The 18,111-nt window shown below is 49.7% G+C and carries 10 protein-coding genes and 1 pseudogene; 10 read left to right on the top strand and 1 reads right to left on the bottom strand.

Going from position 1 to position 18,111, the window contains the following annotated elements; genetic code table 11:
- The first annotated feature begins 57 nt into the window (after positions 1-57).
- The 10 genes and pseudogenes from V8Z93_RS13845 (at position 58) to V8Z93_RS13800 (ending at position 16,160) form a co-directional block, all read left to right on the top strand.
- Positions 58-1,245, top strand: coding sequence for an AGE family epimerase/isomerase (locus tag V8Z93_RS13845; protein ID WP_439431870.1), 1,188 nt, complete (start codon positions 58-60; stop codon positions 1,243-1,245).
- 20 nt (positions 1,246-1,265) lie between these two features.
- Positions 1,266-2,543, top strand: a complete 1,278-nt coding sequence (locus tag V8Z93_RS13840) for a sialidase family protein (protein WP_439431869.1) — start codon at positions 1,266-1,268, stop codon at positions 2,541-2,543.
- Between the two features lie 74 nt (positions 2,544-2,617).
- Entirely contained in the window at positions 2,618-5,917 is a 3,300-nt protein-coding gene (locus V8Z93_RS13835) for a SusC/RagA family TonB-linked outer membrane protein (RefSeq protein ID WP_439432867.1), read from the top strand.
- 12 nt (positions 5,918-5,929) lie between these two features.
- Positions 5,930-7,492, top strand: a complete 1,563-nt coding sequence (gene nanU, locus V8Z93_RS13830) for a SusD family outer membrane lipoprotein NanU (RefSeq protein ID WP_439431868.1) — start codon at positions 5,930-5,932, stop codon at positions 7,490-7,492.
- A gap of 416 nt (positions 7,493-7,908) precedes the next feature.
- Positions 7,909-9,774 (top strand): family 20 glycosylhydrolase, encoded by a 1,866-nt coding sequence (locus V8Z93_RS13825; RefSeq protein WP_439431867.1) that lies wholly within the window; start codon positions 7,909-7,911, stop codon positions 9,772-9,774.
- Between the two features lie 350 nt (positions 9,775-10,124).
- Positions 10,125-12,182 (top strand): annotated as a pseudogene (locus tag V8Z93_RS13820) (GDSL-type esterase/lipase family protein); the annotation flags it as partial.
- A gap of 39 nt (positions 12,183-12,221) precedes the next feature.
- Entirely contained in the window at positions 12,222-13,346 is a 1,125-nt protein-coding gene (locus V8Z93_RS13815; RefSeq protein ID WP_439432866.1) for a cyclically-permuted mutarotase family protein, read from the top strand.
- 306 nt (positions 13,347-13,652) lie between these two features.
- Entirely contained in the window at positions 13,653-14,009 is a 357-nt protein-coding gene (locus V8Z93_RS13810) for a P-II family nitrogen regulator (RefSeq protein WP_022120874.1), read from the top strand.
- 68 nt (positions 14,010-14,077) lie between these two features.
- Positions 14,078-15,340 carry an ammonium transporter gene (locus V8Z93_RS13805; protein WP_439431866.1) on the top strand — a complete coding sequence of 421 codons (1,263 nt, stop codon included), beginning with the start codon at positions 14,078-14,080 and terminating at the stop codon, positions 15,338-15,340.
- A gap of 100 nt (positions 15,341-15,440) precedes the next feature.
- On the top strand, positions 15,441-16,160 hold the full coding sequence (locus V8Z93_RS13800) for a hypothetical protein (RefSeq protein WP_439432865.1): 720 nt from the start codon (positions 15,441-15,443) through the stop codon (positions 16,158-16,160).
- A 439-nt stretch (positions 16,161-16,599) separates the two neighbouring features.
- Here V8Z93_RS13800 and V8Z93_RS13795 read toward each other — a convergent pair whose 3' ends face one another.
- Positions 16,600-18,084, bottom strand: coding sequence for a glycoside hydrolase family 125 protein (locus tag V8Z93_RS13795; protein WP_439431865.1), 1,485 nt, complete (start codon positions 18,082-18,084; stop codon positions 16,600-16,602).
- Positions 18,085-18,111: the final 27 nt, after the last annotated feature.

Here is an 18,111-nt window from a genome sequence, read left to right as displayed (position 1 = left end):
GATTGTTGCAACCAGTTTTAAAATTCAAGAATAATTATCTCCACTAAATCGATAAGAATGAATATCAAGGAATATATCAAGCAGTGGGCTGAATCCTACAAGACCGATCTCACAGAGAACATCATGCCCTTCTGGATGGAGCATGGTTGGGACAAGGTGAATGGTGGCGTCTATACCTGTGTGGATAGAGACGGAAGTCTGATAGACTCCACCAAGTCGGTGTGGTTCCAGGGTCGATTTGCCTTCATCTGCGCTTATGCATATAATAATGTAGAGAAGAATCCATTGTGGTTGGAAGCAGCGAAGAGCACGCTCGACTTCATCGAGAACCATTGTTTCGACGAGAACGGAAGAATGTATTTCTCTGTTACAGCCGAGGGCAAGCCATTGCGCATGCGCCGCTACGTGTTCTCTGAGACCTTCGCAGCCATTGCGATGTCTGAATATGCCCTGGCTACAGGCGACCAGAAGTATGCCGAGCGTGCCCTGCAGATTTTCAAGGACACCCAGCGCTTCCTCACCACTCCGGGCATCCTGGCTCCTAAGTTCGAGGAATCAGTGCAGTTGCAGAGCCACAGCATCATCATGATTCTCATCAACGTGGGTTCATGCATCCGCAAGGTTATCAACGACCCTAAGCTCACCGAGCAGATTGATGAGTCAATCGCCAAGCTGAAGAAGTACTTCATCCACCCAGAGTTTAAGTGTCTCCTGGAGACCGTGGGCATGAACGGTGAATTTGTGGATACCTGTATGGGCCGCACCATCAACCCAGGCCATTGCATCGAGACTTCATGGTTCATCATGGAAGAAGCGAAGCTGAGAGGTTGGGACAAGGAGATAACCGATATGGCACTGCAGATCTTCGACTGGTCTTGGGACTGGGGATGGGACAAGCAGTATGGCGGCATCATCAACTTCAGAGACTGCCGGAATCTTCCTGCGCAGGATTATTCACAGGATATGAAGTTCTGGTGGCCACAGACCGAAACCATCATCGCTTCTCTCTATGCTTACCTGGCTACGGGTGATGACGAGTATATCTACAAGCACCAGCGCATCAGCGAGTGGACCTACGCCCACTTCCCAGATGCCGAGTTCGGCGAGTGGTATGGCTATCTTCACAGAGACGGAACCGTGGCACAGCCGGCAAAGGGCAATCTCTTCAAGGGTCCGTTCCACATTCCTAGAATGATGATCAAGGCATATACATTGTGCCAGGAGATTTTGAACAAGGAAGTATAAATGAACAAAAAATGAGAAATATGATTTTTTCTGCAAACATAGGCAAGGCTTTGTGCCTCGCTACAATAGGTATTTCCTTGCTATCTACAGTACAGGTTGCTGTTGCTATCCCGGCTGTGGCTGCAGAGACACAGGTTGTTAACAGACAGGGCGGCATCACTGTCTTCCCTAACAAGGATGCACAGTATCGCATTCCTGCCATCGTGGAGTGTAAGTCGGGAAAGTTGATTGCGTTTACCGATCATCGTTATCATAATAAGGATATTGGTGGCGGCCGTCATCTCGACATCGTGATGAAGACCAGTATGGACAAGGGCGCTACCTGGAGCTCTCCGGAGCAGATGGTGGCTAAGGGCGGAAACGGTATTGCTACCAGTTTCGACTGCGCCCATGGCGATGCGGCTGTCGTGGTAGATAAGAAGAGTGGCAGAATCCTCCTGATGTGTGCATCGGGCGGCATCGGCTACTGGGAGTCTAAGCGTGGTAATCTCCTGATGATGGGTAGATACTACAGCGACGACGAGGGTAAGACATGGTATGGCGAGGAAGTGACCAAGCAGATTTACGACCTCATGCCAGATGTGGAATCAGCCTTCTTTACCAGTGGTAGAATCTGCCAGAGTAAGCAGATTAAGGTAGGCAAGTACTATCGTGTCTATACCGTGTTGTGTACCCGCAGCGGTAACCGCATTCTCTATAGCGATGACTTCGGAGAGACCTGGAATGTCTTGGGCAAGAATGTAGCCGAGGCTGCTCCTCGCGGAGACGAGGCTAAGGTTGAGGAGTTGCCAGACGGCAACGTGTTGCTCAGCAGCCGTGCGATGGGTGGACGCCACATCAACATCTATACTTATGAGGATAAGAAGACAGCCACAGGCTCTTGGGGCAAGGTAATAGCTTCTGATGCCAAGAATATGGGTGTTGCAGCCCACAAGAACTCTTGCAATGGCGAGGTTCTCATGGTGGATGCCAAGAAGAACGGCAAGAAGGTGAAACTGCTCCTGCAGAGTGTTCCGGTAGGTCCAGGCCGTAACAATGTAGGTATCTACTACAAGGCATTGGAGACTCCTGCTGATTATGCTACTCCAGAGGCGATTGCCAAGAACTGGGAAGGCTGCTATCAGTTGAGCAACACAACATCGGCTTACTCAACCATGGTTCAGGGCAAGAATGGAAGCATCTACTTCCTCCTGGAAGAGAATGCATTCAGAAATCCTAAAACCCAGACGGATGATTATTACGACATCCGATTCTATAACCTGAGCATTGAGCAGATAACAAATAATAGATATAAATAACAATAACTAATTATCAACTTATGAACATGAACTCAGATTTGAAACAATTAGTCATGGCAGTATCTTTGGGATGCATGGGCGCTTCGCCAGCATTCGCAGGTACTAACAGCTTGGCAGTGAGTGCCACGCAGCAGACCTCTACCTGTACAGGTGTGGTTGTTGATGACCTTGGAGAAACCGTGATCGGTGCTTCTGTACTCGTGAAGGGTACTTCCAATGGTACTGTTACCGACTTGGACGGTAAGTTCTCTTTGAGCAACGTGAAGAAGGGCGACATTATCGTCATCTCTTATATCGGATTCGATACGCAGGAGATTAAGTTCGAGGGTCAGCCTATCAGCGTAACCATGAGCGAAAACAAGCAGGTGCTTGCCGAGGTGGTGGTAACGGGTTATGGTGGTCAGCAGAAGCGTGCCACATTGACTACTGCTATCTCTAAGATGGATAACAAGGTATTGGAGAAGGCTGCTGTCAGCAACGTGGGTAATGCGTTGCAGGGTACAGTGACTGGTCTCCGCGTAATCAGCGAGTCTGGTCAGCCAGGTGCAAGTCCTAACATCACTCTCCGTGGTGGTGCTTCTATCACGGGTGGCCATAATGGCGCCCTCATCGTTGTGGATGGTATCATCCGTGAGAGCTTGAGCGATATCAACCCTTCAGACATCGAGTCAATCCAGGTGTTGAAGGATGCCGCTTCTACCGCTATCTACGGTGCCCGTGCCAACGGTGGTGTAATTTTGGTTCAGACCAAGAACGGTCAGGCTGGTAAGACAACCGTAAACTATAAGGCTAAGCTCGGTATGAACTTCTCCCGTCAGGGTTACGATTTCCTCAATGCACATGATTACATCTACTACAACCGTTTGGGTTACAAGCGTTATACCAATAATGCTCCAAGTGCAGCTTCTGTAGATAACCAGATGGGTTATGGTATCGGTAACAAGTTGTTCGATATCCGTTATCTCAATGATGATACCAAGCATCTCCAGAGCGAGGGCTGGCAGGTAATGGACGACCCATACTATGAGGGCAAGCAGATTCTCTATAAGGATTACAGCGGTCAGATGGAAGATGCAACCTTCCACGATGTAGCGCTTACCCAGGATCACTACCTGAGCCTCTCTGGCGGTAATGATAAGGGTACCTTCTCTGCAAGTCTCGGTTACTACAATGAGGATGGTGCTGTTAAGGGTACAGGCTACAAGCGCTTCAATGGTGCCTTCAACGGTTCTTACTGGGTACTTCCTTTCCTGAATGTAAAGGCTGGTACTACCTATAGCTGGGCTAAGCAGCCTTCTCTGTGGATCGGTACATACGAGTTCTTCTATCGTTCCCGTTCACAGCGTCCTACCTGGAATCCATATCTGGAGGATGGCACTCCAGCTTCTGGTTGGGGTACAGGTGACGGTAACCCAGAGTACTACCGTTCTCGCTTGACCAGTACTGATGGTACACGTAAGCAGACCTACAACTTGGGCTTCGATTTGAACATCATTCCTAAGAAGTTGGTCTTCACTGCAAACTCTTCTCTGTATCACTACGATTACCAGTACGAGAGCTTCAACAAGTCTTACCAGCAGCAGAACCAGGGTTCTCCTAACCAGACCCGTGGTGCTTATGCCAACATCACACGCTTCACTCAGATTCAGTTGAGCGGTACCTTGAACTATCACGATACCTTCTTCGAGAATCACAATGTGGATGCCATGATTGGTGGTGAGTACTTCGACTATCAGTACTTTAACTTTAATGCAAGTACAGAGAACTCTCCTTTCGATACCATCCATACCCTGAACGTTGGTGCTAACCGTAAAGCTACAAGCAGCAGCAAGACCGGTTACCGTATCGAGTCTCTCTTCGGTCGTGTGAACTACGACTTCAAGCAGAAGTATCTCTTCTCTTTCACCTATCGTTACGACGGTATCTCTAAGTTGAAGGACAACCGCTGGGGTTTCTTCCCAGGTGTATCTGCAGGTTGGAACATCATGGAGGAGGATTTCTGGAAGAACTCTAAGATTTCCAGCGTCATCAGCAACTTGAAGCCACGTGTAAGTTATGGTATCAACGGTAACGTAAACGGTATCGGTAACTTCGATATCTACGGTCTTTACAAGAAGTATGGCAACTATGCCGGTCAGACTGGTTACTACAACTCAACCCTTACCAACACAGCGTTGAAGTGGGAGCAGAGTAAGTCGTTCGAGGCAGGTCTCGATATCGGTTTCTTCAACAACCGTCTGGGCTTCATCCTCGACTACTATAACCGTACAACCAACAACTTGCTTACTGATATCAGTTTGCCAGGTTACACCGGTTTCTCTAGCATGAAGACCAACCTGGGTAAGCTCCGCAACTCAGGTTTCGAGATGGAGGTACGTGCCAACATCATCAACAGCAAGGACTTCAAGTGGGATGTTACAGCCAACCTCACTTCTGTAGCCAACAAGGTATTGCAGTTGCCAAGCAGCGACAAGCCAAACAACCAGATTGGTGGTTACGAGGTAGCAGCAGGCAAGGTAGATGCTAACGGCAAGACCCCAACCAAGTGGATTGGTGGATACCGTGAAGGTGGCAAGTTGGGCGACCTGGTAGGTTACCAGCAGCAGCATATCTTCAGAGATTGGGACGATGTAAAGGCAAATGCCAACGAGCGTGTTGATGACATCGCACATCTTTATGGTCCAGGTTTGGCAGACCAGATCAACCCTGCAACCGGTAAGAAGTATAAGGAGTCTAATGGCTGGAAGCCTATCGAGCCAGGAGATGTATGCTGGGAAGACGTGAATGGCGATGGCCATATCAGTCAGCTCGACCGCGTGGTAGTAGGTAATATCTTCCCTAATGTAACCGGTGGTTTCACCACAACATTCGGTTACAAGAACGTATCTCTCTACGCACGTTTCGACTACTCATTGGGACATACCATCTACAACGACCTCAAGGCTCGTTCTTTGGGACAGTATCAGGGCTCGTTCAACCTTATCGACAAGGTAAAGGATACATGGTCTGAGACCAACCGCGATGCAGACCTTCCAGTATTTACATACGCTGACCAGTTGAACAAGATGAATATCACCCGTGAGAACAACGGTTACACCGCAGCCAACGGTAACAGCTCCCGTTTCTACGAGAAGGGCGACTACCTGGCACTGCGCGAGATTACTCTCAACTGGAACTTGCCAAAGACATGGATCAGCAGAGTAGGCATGCAGAATGCTTCCCTCTATGTAACAGGTCAGAACCTGTTCTACATCACTGGTTATGACGGAGCTTCTCCAGAGCCAGCAGCGTATAATGGTTATGGTGCAGGTATTGACAACGGTCGTTACCCAACACCACGCACATTACTCTTCGGTTTATCTGTAACATTCTAAAATTTGACTAAAATGAAAAAGTTTTTGAAATATTTTGCAGCAGGCTGCATGGTCTTCTCAATGACTAGCTGTCTTGATGTAGAACCACAAAGTGAGATTACTGATGCTGGCTACTGGAAGGAAGAAGGCCAGTTCAGTTCTGCCAACACCGGTCTCCAGGCGATGTTCCGTGACCGCACTTTCAACCTTTACCTTTGGGGTGAGATGCGTACCAATCTCTATGGTGGCAGTCCTTTCTCTGGTGAGGCAAGTAGTGGATATGAGTTCATGTGGAACAACCTCTTGAGCCAGGCAAGTCCAGCCATCAGCAACTATGGCGGCTGCTACGGATTTATCAACCAGCTCAACTTGATGATTGCCAAGGCCGAGAATACCGATATTATCAAGGAGGCTGCCAAGAAGAACTATCTGGGTTCAGCATACGGTATGCGTGCCTTCATATACTTCCAGCTGTTGAGAACCTATGGCGATGTCATTGTAGTAACCGACTATACCAAGGGTAGCGACATCAGCATCGGCAACATGGGTAAGGCTGCTTCTCCAGCAGCTGAGGTAATGGCTCAGATCAAGAAGGATATCCAGGCTTCTGAGCAGGCTTACGGCGAGAACTACAAGTTTACCAACGGCAGAAACTACTGGTCTCTGGCTGCTACCAAGATGCTCAAGGGTGAGGCTTATCTCTGGAGCGGTAAGCAGATGGGCGGCGGTAACGCTGATTATCAGATTGCCAAGGCTGCATACGAGGACGTGAAGAAGGCTGACGTAGCTTTGCAGAACGACTTTACCAAGGTATTTGCCTTTAACAACAAGAAGAACAAGGAGATTATCTACGCTGTTTATTATGGCAAGGATGAGAAGAATATGTGGAATGATACCTTCCGCTTGACTTTGGTGATGGGTTCTATGTTCTACAGAAACTATTATGAGGCTGATGGAACTTCTCTGGCAGAGTCTGCGATGAAGGACATGGACGGTGTAATGCGTATATCTCTCAACAAGGATATGTGGAAGGAGCTTTATCGTGACGGTGATACCCGTAAGGCTGGTAGCTTGAAGGATATCTATGCCAAGAACGAGGATGGGTCCCTCAAGTATGTTGGCAACATCCAGTATAAGTTCCAGGGTACCTTGCCAGAGGGTTACAACCAGCGCCAGTGGCTCGATGATTACCCAATCTATCGCTATGCTGACTGTCTCTTAGGTTTGGCTGAGGCTAAGGCTTTGCTGGGCGAGGATCCTGCTGCTGAGATCAACGAGGTAAGAAAGCGTGCTTACGGCGAGGAGTACTTCAATGCTCACCAGGCTGAGGTGGCTTATCCTAATGATACAGACGCTTCATTCTATGCCAACAACTCTTTCGTAGGCAGCGATGCCAATGTCATCGAGGCTGTATTGAAGGAAAGATGCCGCGAGTTCCTCTTCGAGGGTAAGCGCTGGTACGACCTCCGACTGATGGGTGCTGAGTATGTTACCAAATATACTTCTGCTCATGCCGATAAGCTGTTGTGGCCTATCGATGAGAACACCCTCGGCTTGAACGGTCTGTTGCACCAGACTCCTGGTTACGACAAATAAGGAGCCTATTGTGGAAATGATTTCGCCGATGAGGCAAATCGTTTTGTTTGATTATAAAAGGAGGGTGTGTCATTATTCATCGGATTACGCGGAATAAACGGAACCTTAACCGCCTTCCTCGGATTACTCACGGATTTTAAACGGAAACTCGACCTGGCGGTCGTGGCGATACCCCCTAAAGCTGGAATGCGAATGCGCTAGCCCAATGGCCGTAAGGCCAAATCCGTTTAAATTCCGTGCGTAATCCGTGAAGCAAGAATGTTCCGTTAACTCAGCGTAATCCGATGAAGAAAAACGATGAAGCAACAAAAAAGAGGGTGTGTCTTGGACTTTTGGCACACCCTCTTCATAAACTCTCTTTCTAAATCAACTTTGTGAATAACAATAATTCATCAGAATCAACCTAAATAAAAAATATGAATCGACTCTTACTATTTGTGTTTTCTATATTTTGGTGCATGGCTGGCATCTCTGCCAATCATCCATCTTCCTTGTTGCCTCTGCCTCAGAAGTATCAGTTCAACGGCAAGAAATCCAGCGGCGAGTTGACGGTGGAGGAAAAATATGTGAGCCAGATTGAAGGAGCCAAGTTCCAGGAAGAGGCTTACCATCTATCGATTACCAGGAAAGGCATCCTTCTGGAAGCTACCACCCCGAAGGGTATGTATTGGGGACGACAGACGCTGGAACAACTAAAATACACTAAAAATAAAAAGACTTGGGTGCCACAATGTGACATCACCGACTGGCCTGCCTTCCGCATCCGCGGTTTCATGCACGATGTGGGCAGAAGCTATATTCCTGTAGAGGAACTGAAACGTGAAATCAGACTGCTCAGCAGATACAAGATCAATGTCTTCCACTGGCATCTCACCGAAAACCAGGCTTGGCGACTGGAATGCAGGAAATATCCGCAGCTCAATGCGCCTGAAAACATGGAGCGTGAGAAAGGAAAGTATTATACCCTGGATGAGGCTCGCCAACTGGTGGAATTCTGCAAGCAGCACCAGGTGCTCCTGATTCCGGAAATCGATATGCCGGGACATAGTGCAGCCTTTGAGCGTACCTTCAAGACCGATATGCAGAGCGAGAAGGGCACGCAGATTCTGAAAGATATCATCGATGAGGTATGTGCTACTTTTGATGTACCTTATCTCCATATAGGAACCGACGAGGTTCAGTTTACCAATCCGGATTTCGTTCCGATGATGGTGAAATACATTCGCGACAAGGGCAAGAAGGTTATCTCCTATAACCCTGGCTGGAACTACAAGCCGGGCGAAATCGACATGACGCAGCTCTGGAGCTATCGTGGAAAGGCACAGAAGGGCATCCCTGCCATCGACTGCCGCTACCACTACGCCAACCATTTCGATACCTACGCCGACCTGGTGGCGATGTTCAACAGCCGCATCTACAACCAGCCTGAGGGCAGCGACGACCTGGCTGGCTGCATCGTAGCCTTCTGGAACGACCGCTTCATAGACAATACACCTCAGCTGCTGGCTGAGAATAATTTCTATCCTTATATGCTCACCCTGGCAGAACGTGCCTGGCGTGGAGGCGGCAACTGCTATTTTGATGGCAAGGGCACCCTGCTGTGGGAAGACGAGCCAGAGCAGTTGGCTGCATTCAAGGAGTTTGAAGACCGCCTGCTGTGGCAGAAGAAAACCTGGTTGAAAGAGGTTCCCTTCCCATACGTTTGCCAGACCCAGAGCGAGTGGCAGATTACCGATGCCTTCCCTAACGAAGGTGATTTGAACAAGGTGTTCCCACCAGAGGAGAAAGAAGATTCTGTTTATCAGTATGAGGGCAAGACTTATAAGACCCGCAAGATCATCGGCAACGGCATCTATCTGCGCCATGTATGGGGCACGCTGGTTCCCGGCTTCTACGCCAACCCTCAGGAGAACCACACCGCTTATGCCACCCGATGGATTTATTCTCCAAGGGAAAGAAAGACGAAGCTGGCGCTGGAGTTCCAGAACTACAGCCGTTCGGAAAGCGACTTGGCTCCCCGTCAGGGCACCTGGGATTACAAGTGCAGCCGTGCCTGGATCAACGGCAAGGAAATCATGCCTCCTGTATGGGAGAACACGAACACCGAGCGCTCTAACGAGATTACGCTGAAGAATGAGAATTACATGTCTCGTCCGGCGATAGACATTACCCTGAAGAAGGGCTGGAACAAGCTGATGCTGAAGCTTCCGGTGGGCAAGTTCTCTTCTAAGGAGACCCGCCTCGTAAAATGGATGTTCACGGCTGCTATCCTCGACGAATAATATTAAAATAGAAGTTTTTTAGGTTATATATAGTTTACTGAACTTTCGCAAGTATCTCACCCACACGCCCTGAAAGGGCAGAAGCTCCTAGCCCAGGGCAGCGCCCTGGGTAATGATGGATGCAAGCTTGTCGCCCTGTAAGGGCAAAAGCCTTCAAGTACCAGGCAATATACAAAGCTTTTGCCCTTACAGGGCGCCTTGCTGATTGCTTGTATACCCAGGGCGATGCCCTGGGCTAGGAGCTTCTGCCCTTTCAGGGCGTGTGGAGCATACTTGCGAAAACTAGAATAGTTTATATAGGTATGTTGTATGATAAATTAATGAATCCAAAGGGAGTGTTGACGGCTTTGATGCTGTCGATGCTCCTCACGGGCTCCCTCTCCGTTGAGGCTGCCCGAAAGAAAACTGTGCAGAAAATCAAGGTGGCTTGCGTGGGCAACAGTATTACCTATGGCACGGGAATCGAGGATAGAGAGCATTTCTCCTATCCTGTACAACTGCAGAAAATGCTGGGCGACAAATATCTGGTAGGCAACTTCGGAAAACCGGGTGCCACCCTGCTGAACCACGGCCACCGCCCCTATATGAAGCAGGAAGAGTATAAGCAGGCGATGGCCTTCAAGGGCGACATCGCCGTCATCCACCTGGGCATCAACGATACCGACCCGAGAAACTGGCCTAACTATCGAGATGAATTTGTAAAAGACTATCTGTCATTGATGGACTCTCTGCGTTCTGCCAATCCCAAGGTACGCTTTATCCTGGCTTGCATGACGCCGATAGCCCACCGTCATCCCCGATTCATTTCGGGCACCAAGCAGTGGCACGATGAGATACAGGAAGCCATCAAGGTGGTGGCTCGGGTGAGTGGGGCAGAACTCATCGATTTTCATGCACCCCTCTATCCTTATCCTAACCTGCTGCCGGATGCCATCCATCCCAACCCGGAAGGGGCAGGCATCCTGGCAAAGACCGTTTATGGCGGCATTACCGGAAACTATGGCGGACTCCAGATGTCCTCTCTCTATACAGACCACATGGTGCTGCAGCGCAACCAGTCGCTGGATATCCATGGCATCGCTAACACGGGCGACCAGGTAACGGTGAGCATTGCCGGGCAGAAGGTTTCTGCCGTTGCCAACAACCGGGGCGAATGGAGCGTAGTGCTGCAGCCGCTGCCTGTGGGCACCGACTATACGCTCACCATCCAGGCGGGCAAGCAGAAGAAGGAATACCACCATGTGGCAGTGGGCGAAGTGTGGCTGTGCTCAGGGCAGTCGAACATGGCGTTCCGGCTGAACCAGGCTTCCACCGGCAAGCGTGACATCGCCCAGGCAAACGACCCCGACCTGCGCCTCTTTGACATGAAGGGCCGCTGGGAAACCTATGATGTGGCATGGCCGGCATCCTGCCTCGATTCGCTGAACCATCTGCAGTATTACAGGAATACCACCTGGCAGGGGGCTACCCCCGAGACGGCAGCCCAGTTCTCTGCCGTGGCTTATTACTACGGCAAGATGCTGCGCGACAGCCTGAAGGTGCCAGTGGGCTTGATATGCAATGCCATCGGCGGTGCACCTACCGAGGCATGGGTAGATAGAAACACGCTGGAAACCCGCTTCCCTGCCATCCTGCGCAACTGGCTGCAGAACGACTTTATCCAGGATTGGGTGCGTGGCAGGGCAGCCAGGAACCTTACCAACGATGCCACCCGTCTGGGCCGTCACCCTTATGAACCATGCTATCTCTACGAGAGCGGCATCCTGCCTCTGCAGCAGTATCCTATCAAGGGTGTCATCTGGTATCAGGGCGAATCGAATGCGCATAATATGGATGCCCACAGTCAGCTTTTCCGTCTGCTGGTAGACAGCTGGCGAAGCAACTGGAAGAATCCGCAGATGCCGTTCTATTTCGTGCAGCTGTCTAGTTTGAACCGTCCTTCCTGGACTTGGTTCAGAGATAGTCAGCTCCAATTGATGAAGTCAATTCCAAATACCGGAATGGCGGTATCTTCTGATTATGGTGACTCTCTTGATGTGCATCCAACGAATAAGCAACCTGTGGGCGAGCGCCTGGGTCGCTGGGCATTGAACCAGACCTATGGTCACGGCGTAACCCCATCAGGCCCTATATATAATAATGTGGAAAGAGAAGGCGATGCCCTGGTGGTATCCTTCGCCTATGGCGATGGACTCCGCACATCGGATGGCCAATCGCCTCGCTGCTTCGAGATAGCCGGGGAAGAGGGTATGTTCTATCCGGCACAGGCGAAGATAGAGGGCGACCAGGTGAGACTGACATCTCCTGAGGTCAAGCTTCCGAGATTCGTGAGATACGGATGGCAACCGTTTACCCGAGCCAATCTGGTGAACAGCGATGGGCTTCCGGCTTCTACCTTCCGTGGAGATACAGATTCTATCATTACAATCATAAATAGTTGTTGTACAATGAAATCAGATCCTAAAAAACAGTATTCTAACATCAAAACCATATCCGGCTTCCCAGTAGGGGAAACTGGGTATGACCTGGGTGTATCAGCCTGCTATGGTGGTTTCATCGGCGACTACATGGTAGTAGCCGGTGGGTGTAATTTCCCTGAGCCTGGAAAGAAGAAGTATTATTCGGGCATTTATGCTGCGAAGGTGGGGGGCAATTCAGACGAAACCCCGGATTGGCAACTGATAGGCCATCTGCCTGAGCCTGCAGCCTATGGCGGCACGGTTACTTCGGGCGACAGTCTGATTCTGGTGGGCGGCTGCAACAATGAGCAGAAATTGCGCAGCGTGCTGAGCCTCCACCTGGACAGGGAGAGGGGCAAACCGGTTTTGAAATCGCTTCCGTCGCTGCCACGTTCGGTAGATAACATGGGCGTCTGCCTCTCTGATACCCGCCTTTTCGTGGTGGGAGGCAACCAGGATGGCAGACCGTCGGCTTCGGTTCTGAGCCTGGAAATCGGAAAGGATGCAGCGTGGAAAAACGTGACAAGCAAGAAAGATGCGGCAAAGAAGCTGGCTTCAGCCTGGAAGCACGAGACAGAGCTGATAGGCGAGCCAAGGGTTCAGCCTGTGTGTGCCGCCTATCGTGGCAAGCTTTATGTATGGGGCGGCTTCTACGAGAATGGCAAGTCGAGCCTGGTAGCCACATCGGGCTTGTGCTATCATCCTGAGAGCAAGAGCTGGACATCGCTCCCTGCGCCACGCAATCCTCAGGGCGATGAACTCACCCTTACGGGAGCCACAGCCATGCTGGCGGTAAGTCCATCGGGCAATCCCGCCATCGTCTGCGCCGGAGGTGTGAACAAGGAAATCTTCTGGGATGCCATCAGCGGAACCTATTCCATGGTGGCGAGGGAGGATTATCTGAAGAAAGATATTTCGTGGTATAAGTTTAATGATAATTTGTTAGTTTATAGTTTAAACTCTGGGAAGTGGGAAACTCCATTCCCTGAAAGTCCGCTGCTTGCTAGGGCGGGCGCCCAAGTAGTTATGCGTGGACATACCTTATATTATATAGGTGGTGAACTGAAGCCTGGGCTTCGTTCGCCTGGTATTGTAAAGGTAGATTTACGTTAATAATGATTCGACCTGTATGGTTTCAGTGCCTGGCGAGGCATCTGACCATACAGGTCCTTTTCTTTTATTCATACGCTCATAATACATGCCTTTTCCTTTTATTCTAACTCTTATAGCAAAATGAAAAGCAAAAACGCTTGTTTGCTTTCATTTTGTATTTATATTTTCTTTTTCTTTTATCAAATAGTAAGCAAATGGAAATAGTAAGAGCAAAAAGAAAGAAATATTGTCTTTATTAAAGCAAAAAGTTGTAACTTTGCACTCGAAATCAAACAAAATGTAATTTTAATAATAGGAGAGATTGACATGAAAAAGATTGAAGCAATCATCCGCAAGACAAAGTTCGAGGATGTAAAGGAAGCATTGCTTGCCGCCGACATCGAGTGGTTCTCTTACTACGATGTAAGAGGCGAGGGCAAGATGCGACAGGCGCGTATCTATCGTGGTGTCATGTATGATACCAGCAGTATTGAGCGCGTGTTGTTGAACATCGTGGTTCGCGACAAGAACGTGGAGAAAACAATTAATGCCATCCAGGAGGCTGCCCGCACAGGCGAGATTGGTGATGGTCGAATCTTTGTAATTCCTGTAGAGGATACCGTGAGAATCCGCACAGGTGAAAGAGGCGACATCGCACTTTATAATGCCGAGCAGGAGAAATAACGATTGCGGTATGGAAGGAGAGAGAGAGTAAGTTTTCAGGTAAAAGAACACTTTAAAGTTTTTATGTTATGAGTGTACAGGATTTAGGAATTTCATTAGATACCGTGTGGATGCTCTTGGCAGCCATGTTGGTCTTTTTCATGCAGCCGGGATTCGCCCTCTGCGAGGCGGGCTTTACCCGTAGTAAAAACACCGCGAACATCTTGTTTAAGAACTTTGTCGATTTCATGGTCGGTTCCGTTCTCTTCTGGTTCGTAGGTTTCGGATTCATGTTTGGTAGCGATGGTGCCGGATTCATCGGCATGCCTAACTGGGGCGATTTGTCTTTCTATACAAATGCAGCCGGTCTTCCTACAGAGGGTTTCCTGATGTTCGAAACCGTATTCTGCGCTACTAGTGCTACCATCGTTTCAGGTGCCATGGCAGAGCGTACCAAGTTCTCCATGTATTGCATCTATTCATTCTTCATCTCATTGATCATCTACCCTGTAGAGGGTCACTGGACATGGGGTGGCGGTTGGCTCTGCAACGGCGAGGCTGGTTCATTCATGATGAGCACCTTCGGTGCTGCCTTCCACGATTTCGCAGGTTCTGCCATCGTTCATAGCGTGGGTGGTGTACTTGCTTTGGTTGGTGCCATCTGCTTAGGTCCTCGTTTGGGCAAGTATCGCAACGGCAAGAGCATGGCTATCCCTGGTCACAACCTGATGGCTGCTGCCCTGGGTGTATTCATCCTCTGGTTCGGCTGGTTCGGTTTCAACCCAGGTTCTCAGCTTGCTGCTTCTGGCGAGGTTAACCGCGTAGCCATCAGCCACGTATTCCTTACCACCAACCTGGCTGCCGTATGTGGCGGTCTCGGTACCATGTTCACATCATGGATCAAGTATGGTAAGCCATCATTCTCATTGACATTGAATGGTATCCTGGCTGGTTTGGTAGCCATCACCGCAGGTTGCGATTTGGTTAGTCCGTTGGGTTCAGCCATCATTGGTCTCTTGGCAGGTATCATCCTGGTATTCTCTATCGAGTTCATTGATACCAAGCTTCACATCGATGACCCTGTAGGTGCCAGCTCAGTACATGGTGTATGCGGTATCTTCGGTACCTTGATGACAGGTCTCTTCGCCCTCGATGGCGGTGCCTTCTATGGTGGCGGTTTCGGTTTCTTCGGCGCACAGTGCTTCGGTATCCTCTGCATCGACCTTTGGGCAGCCGTAACAGGTGTTATCCTCTTCTGGGGAATCAAGAAGATTGCCGGCTTGCGAGTTGACAAGCGAATTGAGGAAGAAGGCCTCGATATCTACGAGCATGGTGAAAGTTGCTACAACTAAAATAACTTTCATATATAAAGAATAGAAGCGGGTGGATTGATTTCCACCGCTTCTTATTATAAACCCGAAAATAAGAGAGATTATGAAGAAAATTTCAGATATGAAGAAGATTTCAGGTATGAAGAAGATGGGTGCCCTGGCACTCGGTTTGATGGCATTTGCTCCTGCTGCGATGGCACAGGATAAGGTTGAGACATCTATGGGTGCAGACATCGTGAGCCAGTATTACTGGCGTGGTCAGGACTTGGGAGCCGTTTCCCTGCAGCCTACATTGGGCATCGGATACAAAGGCCTCTCCCTCACAGCCTGGGGAAGCGTAGGACTTTCTCAGCCTGAGGATACCAAGGAGTTCGATCTTACCCTGGCATACGAGACTGGTGCTTTCCATATCGGCGTAACCGACTACTGGTTCAATTCGCCTAACGAGAAGTATTTCGCCTATAAGGCGCACGAAACCTCTCATGTCTTCGAGGCAAACGTAGGTTATGATTTCGGAGCACTTGCCCTCAACTGGTATACCAACTTTGCGGGCAATGATGGAGTCAACAAGGATGGCGACCGTGCCTATTCATCTTATCTCGAGGCTACAGCTCCATTCAAACTCGGAGGTTGTGATTGGGAAGCAAGTGTAGGTGCCGTACCATTTGCCACATCCTTCTATGGTGAAGCCAATGGCTTTGCAGTAACCCATGTAGGCGTGAAAGCCACCAAGGATTTGAAGATTACAGATTCCTTCAGTGTTCCGGTCTTCGCCCAGGTGGCTGCTAATCCTAGCACCGAGAAAGCCTACTTGGTAGTAGGTTTCACCCTGCAGCCATAAGCCGTAGTTCTTTGTCCCACAGATTTCACAGATACAATAGAAAAGGGTCTATATGCCACGATAATCGGGTGGCGTATAGACCCTTTTTATTGTATCAGGGATACCGAAGGATGGCACCACACGCCCTGAAAGGGCAGAAGCTCCTAGCCCAGGGCAGCGCCCTGGGTATACGTAGCAATCAGCAAGGCGCCCTGTAAGGGCAAAAGCTTTATTAATCATCTGGTTTTAAAGCTTTTGCCCTTACAGGGCGACGAGTTTGGAACCATGAAAACCCAGGGCGATGCCCTGGGCTAGGAGCTTCTGCCCCTTCAGGGCGTGTGGGGCAAACAGGGCAAAAGTTCAGATTTGTTCTTTGTCCCACAGATTTCACAGATGCAATAGAAAAAAGGGTCTATATGCCACGATAATCGGGTGGCGTATAGACCCTTTTTTTGTTGTATTATAAGTTGTTCAGCAAGTCGGCCTTGCCATCATTGATCAACTTAATCACCAATTCTCCGAACAGCGTGTTCTGCCATGCAAACCATGGACGGGTGAACTTCGATGCATCATCCTTGTGGAATGACTCGTGGATGAAGCCCATGCCCGCATCCGTGTTCAGCAACATCTTCATGCAGAAACGAATCTCGTCGTCGCTCTGGGCTGTGAAACACTTCATCATGATAGACATAGGCCATGGCATGTCGTATCCGATGTGAGGACCACCGATGCCCTCGCCAGCCTTGCCACGGAAGAAACAAGGATTGTCCTCGCTCCAAACAAAACGGCGGGTGTTCTGATAGATAGGGTCGTTCATCGGAACATCACCCATATAGCCCATACCCAACAGGGATGGCACGTTGGAATCATCCATCAGAAGCTGGTTGCCGAAACCGTCAACCTCGTAGGCGTAAATCTTGCCGTACTTAGGATGGTTGTAGATGGCATACTTCTGCAAGGCTCCCTGAACCTCATCAGCCAGACTGCTGCAATCCTGCGCTATCTTCAGGGCTGCATCCTTCTTTGCCGCATCCTTCTCAGCCACATGCTTCAGAATCTCGGCAGCCTTGTTCATGGATGATACTGCCATGAAATTGGAAGGAATCAGGAATGGAAGAATCGTGGCATCATCCGATGGGCGGAACATGGAGGCAATCAATCCCACTGGCTTCACCGGAGCACCGAAACCATCCCAACCGATGGTATCGAAGGCACGGTCGGAAACACGGGTAAAGTGGTATGCCTTGGCTGTCACCTTGCGCTGCTGCTCATGGAAGGTCTTCAGAATGTTCTCCACAGCCTGCATCCATACTTCGCCGAAGATGGAGTCATCGCCTGTCACCTTCCAGTACTCGTAAGCCAGGCGGATAGGGTAGCAGAAGGAGTCTATCTCATACTTGCGCTCGAACACGTCTGGCTGCATCTTGGTGCGGTCTTTCACCCATCCGGCACCCGTAGGACCATCGTTGAAGGCATTGGCGTAGCGGTCGATGTTGATGCACTTCAGCTGGCGCAGAATCACGCCCCTCAGCATCTTCTTCAGCTTCTCGTCCTTGTTGGCGAGGGCTACGTATGGCCAAACCTGCGCTCCCGAGTCGCGGAGCCACATGGCTGGGATATCGCCTGTATATACAAATGTATCATCGTCACCGTTTTCGAGCACACGGTAGTGAACGGTGCTCTCCAGGGTGTTAGGATAGCAGTTGGCAAACATCCATGCCAGCTTCGGGTTCTTCTTCAGCAGTTTCTGTACTTCCTTGATCTTCTTCTCCACGGCGGTGGAGGTGAAGAGGCGGTCCTCCACTGGCGGACGCTTGGATTCGTACTTGCCATCCACCGGTGTTACCACCTTGGTATAGCGTGCGTGCACATCCACCTTGGCGTTCTCCTGAGCCATCGCTGTCATGGAGGCAAGAAGAGCCATTGCTAAAATAGTCTTTCTCATTTTCTTATCTTTTGTTAGTTAGTTCTA

The organism is Segatella copri (assembly GCF_051861805.1).
Taxonomy (GTDB): domain Bacteria; phylum Bacteroidota; class Bacteroidia; order Bacteroidales; family Bacteroidaceae; genus Prevotella; species Prevotella copri_M.
The sequence above is the reverse complement of the archived record's forward strand: the minus strand, read 5'-3'. Positions and strand labels throughout refer to the sequence as shown.